Origin of the sequence: Paraburkholderia sp. D15 (genome assembly GCF_029910215.1) — a bacterium.
GTDB lineage: Bacteria > Pseudomonadota > Gammaproteobacteria > Burkholderiales > Burkholderiaceae > Paraburkholderia.
This window is the reverse complement of record NZ_CP110395.1, coordinates 1,214,130-1,225,824: the sequence shown is the minus strand read 5'-3', so window position 1 is coordinate 1,225,824 and position 11,695 is coordinate 1,214,130. Positions and strand designations below refer to the sequence as shown.

The 11,695-nt window shown below is 65.0% G+C and carries 7 protein-coding genes; 4 read left to right on the top strand and 3 right to left on the bottom strand.

Features of this window, described 5'->3' with window-relative positions; translation table 11 throughout:
* Positions 1–243: 243 nt before the first annotated feature.
* Positions 244–1,419 (top strand): glycosyltransferase family 9 protein, encoded by a 1,176-nt coding sequence (locus tag LFL96_RS05325; protein ID WP_280998843.1) that lies wholly within the window; start codon positions 244–246, stop codon positions 1,417–1,419.
* Here the strand turns inward: LFL96_RS05325 and msbA are convergent.
* Positions 1,401–3,194 carry a lipid A export permease/ATP-binding protein MsbA gene (gene msbA, locus LFL96_RS05320; protein ID WP_280998841.1) on the bottom strand — a complete coding sequence of 598 codons (1,794 nt, stop codon included), beginning with the start codon at positions 3,192–3,194 and terminating at the stop codon, positions 1,401–1,403. The two genes, LFL96_RS05325 and msbA, sit on opposite strands and share 19 nt — an antisense overlap.
* Positions 3,195–3,393: 199 nt before the next feature.
* Here msbA and LFL96_RS05315 point away from each other — a divergent pair, with 199 nt between their 5' ends.
* Positions 3,394–4,155: a glycosyltransferase family 2 protein gene (locus tag LFL96_RS05315; protein ID WP_280998839.1), complete on the top strand. Its 762-nt coding sequence runs from the start codon at positions 3,394–3,396 to the stop codon at positions 4,153–4,155.
* A 48-nt stretch (positions 4,156–4,203) separates the two neighbouring features.
* Here the strand turns inward: LFL96_RS05315 and dnaE are convergent, their stop codons facing one another.
* On the bottom strand, positions 4,204–7,785 hold the full coding sequence (dnaE, locus tag LFL96_RS05310; protein WP_280998837.1) for a DNA polymerase III subunit alpha: 3,582 nt from the start codon (positions 7,783–7,785) through the stop codon (positions 4,204–4,206).
* A gap of 379 nt (positions 7,786–8,164) precedes the next feature.
* On the opposite strand from dnaE, the gene LFL96_RS05305 reads away from it, so the two are divergent.
* Together LFL96_RS05305 and gluQRS are read left to right on the top strand one after the other, a co-directional pair.
* Entirely contained in the window at positions 8,165–9,028 is an 864-nt protein-coding gene (locus tag LFL96_RS05305) for a sulfurtransferase (RefSeq protein ID WP_280998835.1), read from the top strand.
* Positions 9,029–9,116: 88 nt separating this feature from the next.
* Positions 9,117–10,037: a tRNA glutamyl-Q(34) synthetase GluQRS gene (gene gluQRS, locus LFL96_RS05300; protein WP_280998833.1), complete on the top strand. Its 921-nt coding sequence runs from the start codon at positions 9,117–9,119 to the stop codon at positions 10,035–10,037.
* 138 nt (positions 10,038–10,175) lie between these two features.
* Here the strand turns inward: gluQRS and LFL96_RS05295 are convergent, their stop codons facing one another.
* Positions 10,176–11,678, bottom strand: coding sequence for a DEAD/DEAH box helicase (locus LFL96_RS05295; protein WP_280998831.1), 1,503 nt, complete (start codon positions 11,676–11,678; stop codon positions 10,176–10,178).
* Between the last annotated feature and the right edge of the window lie 17 nt (positions 11,679–11,695).

Genomic DNA, 11,695 nt, shown 5'->3' with positions numbered 1-11,695 from the left:
CCCCCGTGTGGCGACCCGCCATTGTACCGGGTCAAGTCCTGATCCGACGAATCGGCCGGGGCCGTCCGCATGCGCCGGCGGCCGTCGCGGACGGGCGCGGCGAGGCTCGCGCGGAACGACGTTCGTTTGCGCGCCGTCACGACGATCGGCGCGGCTGCGGTGTACTGGTACCATACGCCCGACCACAGCGCCGGGCCCGCACCGGGCCGGCGGCAAGCCCCAGAATTTTTCCAGCGTCGAGCAATGAACCGATTGATGTGCGCGCTTTACCGCAGTGCGCCCGCCCCGTTGAAGCGCATCGTGGACACGGCGGTCGAGCGCTCCACCCGCATCCCCTACCCCGGCGTCGCGCACGAGCCCGACGTATTTCTGCGCAAGCAGTCGCGCGCGAAGATCGTCAAGAAATACCTGCACAAGTACGGATTGCTCAGATTGCGCGGGCAACGGCGCCTCGAACTCGCGAACGCCGCGAATACGAAACGGCTGCTCTGGATCTACACCGGCAAGCGTAATTTCGGCGACGCGACGATGGACATGTCCGGCCGCGCGCTGCTCAAAGGCCGCGGCTTCGATATCGACCTGTTCACGCTGCCGAACCTGCAGAAACTGTTCGAGGAAGACGACGTGTTCCAGCACGTCTACGCCGACTTGCAGCAACTGGCCGGCCGCCAGTACGACGCGATCGTGATGTCGGAATTCAACCTGCCGTCGATCAAGCTGAAAGCCCGGCACTTCCGGCACCTGCCGTATATCTGTCTGTTCCAGTATTTCTACGGCCCGGACCGCAACCAGACCACGTTCAGCTACGCGGCGGTCAATCGCGCGTTCGCGCTGGGCTACACGGATGCGAACATCGTCGCGATCAGCAAGCCGTATCTCGCGACAAAGCCGGCCACCCGCGAATCGGTGCGTCCGTTCGTGCCGGACGCGCCCTTTCTCGCGCTAGCCGTCGGCGGGCTCGACGCGAACCGCACCTACGGGCATTGGGGCGACGTGCTGGAGATGATCGACCGTTCCAGCGACCCGGCCATGCCGAAGCACGTCGTGCTGCTCGGCTCGGATAACGGACTGGACACGGCGCAGGCGTTGTCGAAGCGCAGTTTCGCGACGCTGAAACTCAGTTCCTGCGTCGCACAACTCACCCTGCTGCAATCGCGCGAAGTGGCGGCGCAGGCGCGCCTTTTCGTGGGCGCGGACGGCGGCTTGATGCACGTCGCCCATTCCACGCCGACGCCGAGCGTTTCGCTATTTTCGGACCGCGAGCCGCCTTATCTGCGGCTCACCGGCGCGTGCCGCTCGATCGGCATTCAGAGTACCGGCGATGTCGACGAGATCGCGCCCGCCGACGTGATGAGCGCGATCCAGCAACAGTTGGCGGGAAGCGGAACCGCTACGCCGCCTTACGCCGCATCCTGCTGAAACTGGATGCGGTGCAGGTTGGCGTACAGGCCGTTCTGATTCAGCAGTTCGCGGTGGCTGCCGCTTTCGACGATCCGCCCCGCTTCCATCACCAGAATCCGGTTCGCGCGCTCGATGGTGGACAGCCGGTGCGCGATGACCAGCGTCGTGCGCCCCTTCATCAGCGTTTCCAGCGCGGCCTGCACGTGGCGCTCCGATTCAGAATCCAGCGCCGAGGTTGCCTCGTCGAGAATCAGGATCGGCGCGTCTTTATAGATCGCACGCGCGATGGCCAGACGTTGGCGCTGGCCGCCCGACAGCATCAACCCGTTGTCGCCGACCAGCGTGTCGATGCCGTTCGGCATGGCCGCGACGGTATCCCACAGATTGGCCGCGCGTAGCGCCGCTTCCACCTTCTCCGGCTGCGCGGTCTGCCCATAGGCGACGTTGTTCGCCACCGTGTCGTTGAACAGCACGACGTCCTGGCTCACCATCGCGATCTGGCTGCGCAGCGCGTGCAGATCGTATTCCGGCAACGACACGCCATCGACCAGAATCTCGCCGCCGGTCGTGTCGAAGAAACGCGGCAGCAGGTTCACCAGCGTGGTCTTGCCGCTGCCCGACGGACCGGCCAGCGCGACCATTTCGCCCGGCGCGACCTTGAACGACACGGAATCCAGCGTGTGCCGGTTATGCGTCGCACTGCTGCCGTAGCTGAACGACACCTCGCGGAACTCGACTTCGCCGCGCGCGCGCTCGAGCGGCTTGCCGCCGCCTTCCGGCTCGGACGGTTCGTCGATCAGACCGAAGATCAGCTCGCACGCGGTCATCCCGCGTTGCAGCGGCTGGTTCACGTCCATCAGATGCTTGAGCGGCGAAATGATCAGCAGCATCGACGTGACGAACGCGACGAAACCGCCGACCGTGGTCTGATCCGACGACGACTGCACCACCGCGATCGTGATCACGACAGCCAGCGCGATCGACGCGAGAAACTGCGTGAGCGGCTGCGCGAGGCCGCCGGAAACGGTCATCCGCATCGCGTAGCCGCGCAGACGCTTGCTCATCGACGTAAAGCGGTCGATCTCGTACTGCTCGCCGTTGTGCACCTTGACGACCTTGTAGCCGCCCACCGTCTCCTCGACGATGTACGACAGCTCGTTGGTCAGCAACTGATGCTCGCGGTTCAGACGCCGCAGCCGGCGGTTGATCTTGCCGACCAGCCAGCCGATGCCCGGCAGCAGCACCGCGACGATCAGCGTCAGGCGCCAGTTCAGATAGAACAGATAGCCGAGCAGGAACACCACGGTCAGCGAATCGCGCACCAGCGTGACCATCACGCTCAGCAGCACGTTGAGGATCTGATTCACCTCGAAGACGATCGCGTTGATCACCGTGCTCGCGGTTTCCCGCTGGAAAAACGCGACGCTCGTGTGAATCATGCGGTTGAACATTTTCAGCCGCAGTTCGAGCAGGATCCGGTTCGACACGTAGGCGAGCAGATAGCCTGACGCGTATTGCGACAAGCCGCGGATCAGCGCGAGGCCGATCACCGCGACCGGCACGAACCATTTGGCCTTGTCGCTGGCATGCGCGCCGAAGCCTTTGTCCAGCAGCGGCTTGAGCAACGCGGGAATCAGCGCGTCGGTGCTGGCGCTCACGGCCATGGCGACGACCGCGCCGATGACGACCCAGATCAGCGGCTTGATATACGGCCACAAGCGCCGGAAAACGACGGCGGGCGACGACGCCTCACCTGCACCGATGGGTTTGCTTAACGATGGCTTCGCGCTCAAGGAATCCTCTGGGAATGCGGGACGGCGGCAACGCGGTGGACGGAATATCCGCCGCGCGCAAGATCAAAGACATGCATTGTAAACGCTTGCGCGTAACGGCTGGGGGCGGGGACGGATGGGCTGTGTATACTGGCGCGTCGCCTCGATGGCGGTATCCGCTCGTCCCTTTTTCACCCTTCGCTTCCGGTTCGATTCACGCATGCAAGCAACCACCCTCGGCGTCGCCATCATCACCAAAAACGCGGCGGCACGACTGGCCGAATGCCTGCAGGCGGTGTCGTTCGCCGATCAGATCGTCGTGATCGACGGCGGCAGCACCGACGGCACCGCCGACATCGCCCGCGCGCACGGCGCCCGCGTGATCGAGGAAACCGACTGGCCAGGCTTCGGCCCGCAAAAGAACCGCGCGGTCGATGCGCTCTCGACGAGCTGGATTCTCTCGCTCGACGCCGACGAAATCGTCTCGCCCGAACTGGCGGAATCGATCCGCGCGACCTTGCTCGCCCCCACCGCCGACATCTACGCGGTGGACCGTCTGTCCAGTTTCTGCGGCCACTGGATTCATCACAGCGGCTGGTATCCGGACTGGATTCCGCGTCTGTTCAAGCGCGGCGCCGCGCGTTTCTCCGACGACCTCGTGCACGAGCGGCTGGTGTTCGACACGCCGGCGCAACGGCTCGCCGGCAAGTTGATGCACTACTCGTACGAAGACTTCGAGAGCGTGCTGCGCAAACTCGATTCGTATTCGAGCGCCGGCGCGAAGCAACGTCACGCCGCGGGCAAACGCGGCGGTTTCCGCAAGGCGCTGGGGCGCGGCACGTGGGCCTTCGTGCGCACTTATCTGCTGCGGCGCGGTTTTCTGGATGGCCGGGCGGGCTTCATGATCGCGTTGTTCAACGCGGAGACGGTGTATTACCGGTTTCTGAAGCTGGGGCTGCTGGGCGACAAGGCTCGGCGCTAGCCGCAGCGTTGAAACGGCGTGCCGCGCGCGGCACGCCCTACCCTCGACTTATTGATAAACGATCTCGATCGAGCTGCCCGCGAACTCGCCGCGCAACGCCGCGAGCAGTTCGTCGGTCGGCTTCACGCGCCACGCGTCGCCCAGGCGCATTTCGCCTTGCGCGTTCTCGCTGCGGTACACCACCTGCACCGCCAGCCCGTTCGGGATATGCACCGGCTGACGCTGACGGCCGTTGTCGCCGCCATAACCGCCGCCACCGTTACGGCCACCGCCATTGCCGCCACGCCCGGAAGCGGCCGGCGCCGGCGCGGCTGCCGATTCGTCCTTGCCCGCGCTATGCGCTTCGAGCACGCGCCGCAACGCCGACGCATCCGCATTGCCGTTCATCTGCACCTTCACGGCATCCGCATAGCGGCAGCGTGCCCGGCCGAGATCCATCACCGTTTCGACAGTGAAGCGGATGCCGCCGGTGAACGCGTCGTTGCGCGCCTGCCCTTGGACGACCAGTAGTTCGTCTTCCTTGAACAGTTGCTTGTGCGCCTCGAATGTTTCGTTGAAGACCGTCACTTCGCACTGGCCGGTGCCGTCGTCGAGCAGCGCGATCAGCATCTTGCCGCGCTGGGTCATCTGGGTGCGCAGCGAAGCGATCACGCCGGCGACCAGCTTGTCGCGCCCTTCCTTCAATTCGCCGATTTTCTGGCGCACGAAGCGGCGCACTTCGTTCTTGTACGCGTCGAACAGATGGCCCGACAGGTAGAAGCCCAAGGCGGCCTTCTCTTCCTGCAGCTTTTTCTTTTCCGGCCACTCGGGCTCGTCGACCAGTTCATGACCTTGCGACGGCGCGTCGCCCATGTCGAACAGACCGGCTTGCAGCGCGTTGGCGCTCGCCTGCTCGGCCGCCTCCATGGCCAGCGACACCGAGGCGATCAGTTGCGCGCGGTTCGCATGCAGGGCGTCGAACGCGCCCGCGCGGATCAACGCCTCGACCGTGCGGCGATTGACGATACGGCGGTCGACGCGGTTGCAGAAATCGAAGATGTCGATAAACGGACCCTCTTCGCGCGCGCGCAGGATTTCCTCGATCGCGTTCTGACCGCTGCCCTTGATCGCGCCGAGACCATAGCGGATCGTTTTCGAGCGCTTGCCGTCCGGCTCGGCGACCGGTTCGAAACGGTACGCGGACAGATTGACGTCCGGCGGCAGCACCGCCATCTTGTTCGTGAGGCAGTCCTCGAACAGGATCTTGACCTTGTCCGTGTCGTCCATGGCGAGCGACATATTCGCCGCCATGAATTCCGCCGGATGGTGCGCCTTCAGCCAGGCCGTGTGATACGCGAGCAGCGCGTACGCGGCCGCGTGCGACTTGTTGAAGCCGTAGCCCGCGAACTTCTCCATCAAGTCGAAGATTTCGTCGGCCTTCTCGCCGGTCAGCCCGTTCTTCGCGGCGCCCTGGCGGAACAGCTCGCGATGCTGGGCCATTTCCTCGGCCTTCTTCTTACCCATCGCGCGGCGCAGCAAGTCGGCGCCGCCCAGCGAGTAACCGCCGATGATCTGCGCCATCTGCATCACCTGCTCCTGGTAGACCATGATGCCGTAGGTCTCTTTCAGAACAGGTTCGACGCGCGGGTCCGGATACTCGACCACTTCGCGGCCGTGCTTACGCGCGCAGAAGCTCGGGATCAGGTCCATTGGGCCCGGACGGTACAACGCGACCAGCGCGATGATGTCCTCGAAGCGGTCAGGCTGCGCGTCTTTCAGCATGCCCTGCATGCCGCGGCTTTCCAGCTGGAACACGGCGACCGTATTCGCTTTCTTCAGGATCGAGAACGACGCGGCGTCGTCCAGCGGCACCTGCGCGAGCGACCAGTCCTGCTTCGACGGATCGAGACGGCGGATATAGCGCTCGGCCCAATCGAGAATGGTCAGCGTGGTGAGACCCAGAAAGTCGAACTTCACGAGGCCGACGGCTTCCACGTCGTCCTTGTCGTACTGGCTCACCACGCCGCTTTCGTCGCCCTGCGTGTAGAGCGGGCAGAAGTCGGTCAGCTTGCCCGGCGCGATCAACACGCCGCCCGCGTGCATGCCGACGTTACGCGTGAGCCCTTCCACGCGCTGCGCGAGTTCGAGCAGCTGATGCACTTCGTCTTCGTTGTCGAAGCGTTCCTGCAACAGCGGCTCTTCCTTCATCGCGTCGGCGATGGTCACGTGCTTGCCCGGCTTGAACGGAATCAGCTTGGCGATGCCGTCCGTGAACATGTAGCCGAGATCGAGCACCCGGCCGATGTCGCGCACCGCCGCCTTGGCCGCCATCGTGCCGAAGGTGGCGATCTGCGACACCGCGTCCGCGCCGTACTTTTCCTTCACGTACTGGATCACGCGGTCGCGGCCGTGCTGGCAGAAGTCGATGTCGAAGTCGGGCATCGACACCCGTTCCGGATTCAGGAACCGTTCGAACAGCAGGTTGTAGCGCAGCGGATCGAGGTCGGTCACGCCGAGCGCGTACGCGACCAGCGAACCGGCGCCCGAGCCCCGCCCCGGGCCCACCGGCACGCCGTTGTTCTTGGCCCAGTTGATGAAGTCCGCAACGATCAGGAAGTAGCCCGGAAAGCCCATCTTGATGATCGTGCCGCACTCGAATTCGAGGCGCGCGTAGTACGTGGCGCGCTGCGCGTCGCGTTCGGCCGCGTCCGGGTACAACTGTTCGAGCCGCTTTTCCAGGCCCTCTTTCGACAGTTGCACCAGATAGTCGTCGAGCGACATGCCGTCCGGCGTGGGGAACAGCGGCAGCTTCGGCTTGCCGAGTTCGAGCGTCAGATTGCAGCGTTTGGCGATTTCGACCGTATTGGCGAGCGCCGACGGAATATCCGCGAACAACGCGGCCATTTCCTCCTGGCTGCGGAAATACTGCTCCGACGTGAAACGCTTCGAGCGGCGCGGATTCGCGAGAATGTCGCCTTCGGAAATACACACGCGCGCTTCGTGGGCGGTGAAGTCGTCCGGCGTCATGAACTGCATGGGGTGCGTGGCGACCACCGGCAGTTTCAGCGCCGCCGCGAGCGCAACCGCCTGCTGCACGTATTGTTCGCCGCCCGGCTGACCGCAGCGCTGCAACTCGATGTAGAAGCCGCCCGGAAACACCTTCGCCCAATGCAGCGCATTGCGCCTCGCCGCCTCCTCGTTACCTGCCGCGAACGCGAGGCCGATGTCGCCTTGCTGCGCGCCCGACACCGCGAGCAACCCTTCGCCGAGACCGGATTCGAGCCAGCCGGCCTCGACTTCCGCGCGGCCGCGATACTGGTTCGTGAGCGAGGCCTTGCTGAGCAGTTCGCACAGATTCAGGTAACCGCGCCCGTCCTTGACCAGCAGGAGCAGACGGGAAGGTTTGTCGCGGTCGTCCGGATTGGTGATCCAGACGTCGCAGCCGGCAATGGGTTTGACCCCTTTGCCACGGGCTTCCTTGTAGAAACGGACGAGGCCGAACGCGTTGCCGAGATCGGTGAGGGCGAGCGCGCCCTGGCCGTCCTTGGCAGCGGCCTTGACGATGTCGTCAAGACGCACGATGCCGTCGGCAATCGAGAATTCGGAGTGAACGCGGAGATGAACGAAGCGGGGATCTGACATGGGCGACATTGTAACTCCACCCTCCCGGAGTTTTCAGGCCAAAACGGCGCGTTGGCCATCCGGCTTAGGACGCCGGCACGAGCGGCCCTAACACGCTGGGTCCATGGCTGTTTTAACCATTCGGCAAGTCATCTCGACGTCGACGCGGTGCGCGCTTCGCGTCGCCCGACCCGGCGCGAAACCGCCCGGACCGCTGCCGCTCACGCCCAACGATCGACGCCGGTTCGCCCCCGCCTTGAGCTATCGCAAATACCTGGCCATTCGGCCAGGTCGGGGAAACCGGCGGCTTGAGGGATAATAGGGGTTTCGCCCAATTCGACGTGGCCGCGCCACGTGCGATCCGGCCGTCGGCATTCAGTCCGTCGGCCACTTTTACCGCTGGACACCCATGAGTATCGTCAACCTCGCCGCGTATCACTTCGCGACCATCGAAGACACCGCCGCCTGGCGCCCGTTCGTCACCGACCGCTGCAATGCGCTCGGTCTGCGCGGCACCGTGCTGCTCGCGCCGGAAGGCATCAACCTGTTCGTCGCCGGCCCGCGCGAAGCCACGGACGCGTTCATCGACTACATCCGCCACGATCCGCTGTTCGAGGGCAAGTTCGCCACGCTGCAGTTCAAGGAAAGCCTGTCGGACAAGCAGCCGTTCACGCGCATGCTGGTCAAGCTCAAGCGCGAAATCATCACGATGAAGAAGCCGGCGATCCGTCCGGAACTGGGCCGCGCGCCGTTCGTCGACGCACCCACGCTCAAGCAGTGGCTGGACCGCGGCCATGACGACGAGGGCCGCCCGGTCGTCATGCTGGACACGCGCAACGCATTCGAAGTCGACGTCGGCACGTTCGACGACGCGCTCGACTACCGCATTGCGAAGTTCAGCGAATTCCCCGAAGTGATCGAGCAGAATCGCGCCGATCTCGAAGGCAAGACGGTCGTGTCGTTCTGCACGGGCGGGATTCGCTGCGAGAAGGCTGCGATCCACATGAAGGAAGTGGGTATCGAGAACGTGTACCAGCTCGAAGGCGGCATCCTGAAGTACTTCGAGGAAGTGGGCGGTGCGCATTATCACGGCGACTGCTTCGTGTTCGACTACCGCACCGCGCTGAATCCGCAGCTGGAGCCTACCGCGACCGTGCAGTGCTTCGGATGCCGCGCGGTGGTGCCGCCCGAGGCACAGCAGTCGCCGTTTTACGTGGCGGGCAAGACGTGTCCGGCGTGCCATCCGGACAGCAAGGCCGCGCACGCCGCATGATGAACGAGGCGCGTTGCGGCGGCCCGTTTGCCTCGGGACGGCCATCACTGCAATCGCTGCCATCACTGCCATCACATCCATCGCCGCCATGACCGCCTATCGCGGCCGCTTCGCGCCTTCACCCACCGGGCCGCTGCATTTCGGCTCGCTCGTCAGCGCGCTCGCCAGTTGGCTCGACGCGCGCGCGCATCGCGGCACGTGGCTGGTGCGCATCGAGGATATCGACGCGCCGCGCACGGTGCCGGGCGCCGCCGACGACATCCTCGCGACGCTCGCCCATTTCGGCATGCACGCGGACGAGCCGCCCGTCTGGCAAAGCCACCGCATGGCGCGCTATCAACAGGCGCTGGAACAACTGAAGTCGACCGGGTCGATCTATCCATGCGGCTGCACGCGCAAGGAGATCGCCGACTCGCTGCTGAACGCGCACGCCCGCAACACGACCCTCGCCTACCCCGGCACCTGCCGCGACGGCCTGCACGGCAAGACCGCGCGCGCGTGGCGTCTGCGCGTGCCGGACGGCGACGCGGCCATCGTCCATTTTCAGGACCGCTGGCAAGGCGCTCAGATGCAGAACCTGGCCACCGAGGTCGGCGATTTCGTGCTGCGCCGCGCGGATGACCAATGGGCCTATCAACTCGCGGTCGTGGTCGACGACGCGGACGAGCGCATCACGCACATCGTGCGCGGCGTGGACCTGATGGATTCGACGGCCCGGCAGATTTATCTGCAGCGTTGCCTCGGTGTGCCGACGCCGGCTTATCTGCATGTGCCCGTGGTGACGAACGCGCTGGGCGAAAAGCTCAGCAAGCAGAACGGCGCGACGGCGCTGGATAAGGAAAAGCCGCTCGACGCGTTGAACGCGGCCGCGCGGCATCTTGGGCTGGATGTGGGAAGCGGGAGCGAAGGCACAAGTGGCAGCGCCACGGCCTCAAAGCAAACGCTGGACGGCTTCTACGCCGCCGCTACCGCCGCGTGGGCGAAGCGGATGAAGATCGGCGGGGCATAACGCAAAAAACGAAGCGAAAACCGAAGCAGAAACCGAAGCGGAAAAGCGTCGCGAAGAAAAAAGCACGGCGAAAAAATGCGCCGCCAACAAAAAAGCGGCGCCAACAGCGCCGCCCGACAAACCTCAACAACCCTCAATTCAGGAAGACGAAGTCGACTTCCGCGGCATGCCGAAGCCACCCAGCAAGGCCGCGAGCGGCTGCTTCGAGCCCGACTTCTGCGGCGCGGCGCTGGACGAAGCCGCCGCCTCTTCAACCTTGCGAACCGAAGCCGGCGAAGGCTCGTACGGCTTCAGGAAGAAATCGTCGATCGGCTGCGCGCGGTGATGATGCGGACGGTCGAACGAACCCGACGATCCCGGACCCGAACGCCGGCGAGCGCCACGCTCGTCACGACCATCGCGGCCATCACGTCCGTCCCGCCCCTCGCTGCGTTCGCGACGCGGCGGGCGATCTTCGTGGTGATGGCGCACCGGCGCATCCACGGTCAAACGCTGCACGTCCAGCGGACGCTTGATCAGCTTCTCGATGTCCGCCAGTTGCTTGCGCTCGTTCGGGCTGCACAGCGACAGCGCGTCGCCCGACGCACCCGCGCGGCCGGTACGGCCGATGCGGTGCACATAGTCTTCCGCATTGAACGGCAGGTCGAAGTTGATCACGGCCGGCAGTTCGGCGATATCCAGACCGCGCGCGGCGACGTCGGTGGCCACCAGCGCTTCGATCTCGCCGCGCTTGAACGCGTCCAGCGCCTGCATCCGCTCGTTCTGCGAACGGTCGCCGTGAATCGCGGTGGCGACCACGCCGTCGCGTTCCAGGCTGCGCGCGAGACGGCTCGCGCCGATCTTGCTGTTGCAGAACACGATCACCTGCTTGAGGCTGCGCTCGCGGATCAGTTGCACGACCGCGCCGGTCTTGTCGCCTTCCGCGACTTCGTAGACGATCTGCGTCACGTTGGTCGCGGTGGAATTGCTGCGCGCGACTTCGATGGTCTGCGGGTTGCGCAGATACGTGGCGGCAAGCTTCTTGATTTCACCGGAAAACGTGGCCGAGAACAGCAGCGTCTGGCGTTCCTTCGGCAGCAGATTCAGGATGCGCTGCAGGTCCGGCAGGAAGCCCATGTCGAGCATGCGGTCGGCTTCGTCGAGCACCAGAATCTGCACCTGGCCCAGATTCGCGGTTTTCTGCTGCACGTGATCGAGCAGACGGCCCGGCGTGGCGATCAGAATCTCGACGCCGCGGCGCAACTGGTCGGATTGCGGGTTCATGTCCACGCCGCCGAACACCACGGCGCTGCGCAGCGCCGTGTGCTTCGCGTACGACTGCACGTTGGCGGCGACCTGGTCGGCGAGTTCGCGGGTCGGCGTGAGGATCAGCGCGCGCACCGGATGGCGCGCCGGCGAAGCGCTCGTGCTGGCGTGCGCCAGCAGACGCTGGATGATCGGCAGCGAGAAGCTCGCGGTCTTGCCGGTGCCCGTTTGCGCGGCGCCCATCACGTCGCGGCCGGCCAGCACGACCGGAATCGCCTGCGCCTGGATCGGCGTGGGCGTGGTGTAGCCCGATTCCTTGACGGCCCTCAGAATGTCGGGCGCGAGGCCGAATTGATCGAAGGTCGCAGTGCTGGGCGTGACGGCTGTGTCGGACATGGTGGCTTGGCTTTCGC